The sequence below is a fragment of the Oleiphilus sp. HI0132 genome (genome assembly GCF_001635845.1).
Map to the genome: position 1 here is coordinate 1 of NZ_LWGJ01001824.1, position 947 is coordinate 947.

General features: G+C 44.6%; 1 protein-coding gene and 1 pseudogene. One reads left to right on the forward strand and one right to left on the reverse strand.

From position 1 onward, the window contains the following. Positions 1-379: pseudogene (locus tag A3766_RS31720) on the forward strand (prephenate dehydratase); the annotation flags it as partial. Positions 380-470: 91 nt separating this feature from the next. Here the strand turns inward: A3766_RS31720 and A3766_RS27615 are convergent. Next, on the reverse strand, positions 471-947 hold a 477-nt coding region (locus A3766_RS27615; RefSeq protein WP_231883016.1), incomplete at its 5' end, for a TonB-dependent receptor domain-containing protein.

A 947-nucleotide genomic window follows, 5' to 3' on the forward strand; every position in this document is an offset into this window, starting at 1 on the left:
TGTGATCGCAGAGAGCTTTCAGGATGTGGGCGGCAACACGACGCGCTTTATTGTTTTGGCTAAGCAAGCTATTGATGCCGACTATGATCCGAAGCAGCATTATATTTCGAGCTTGTTGTTTTCGGTCAGAAATATACCGGCGGCTTTGTATAAGGCTCTCGGTGGTTTTGCCACCAACGGTGTCAATATGATCAAGCTTGAGAGCTATATGGATGGTGGAACCATGGAAGCGAGTCATTTTCATATTGATGTCGATGGACATTATCGTCAGCAAGCGCTTCAGAATGCTTTGGAAGAATTGAACTTTTTCGCGAAGGAGGTACGGATATTGGGTTCGTATCCGGCGCATAAGTATCGTCGGAAGCATGAGTTTGTGTGAGATTTTTGTAGGCGGCCCCGCCTTGTCTACTTCGGATTATTCCCATACATACAAAAAGCCTCATATGAGGCTTTTTTTGATTTCATTACGTTTAGAAGTTGCGAACTAAACGCAAACCAAAGGTTCTTGGTGGGTTGATGTCTTTGGTTACACCGACACTATCCAGGCTTAAAGGGCTACCAGGAAACTCTCGAGTGGAAGTTGAATACGCTTTATTCGTTAGGTTTTCAACGTAAACTTCTGCTTCCCACATTTCATCTGCACTCTCATAACCGAACCTCGCATTCACTAAAGCATAAGCCCCCTGATAAGAGGTTTCATGGTTCGGCGCAGTAAAGTACTGCTCATCCTGCCACGCATACTCCAAGCGGTAACTTAACGTACCACTTGGCAAGTCATGAAAGTACTGGCCAGCCAAACTAACTTTATGAGCTGGAGATGCAACCATATCATCCCCAGAAGCATCCTGTTCAGGCTGAGCAATCGAGCTATCAGCGTTTACAACTGGCGGAATGATATAATTATCATATTCTGCATTCAAAAACGCATAATTCATTTCTATCGCCAG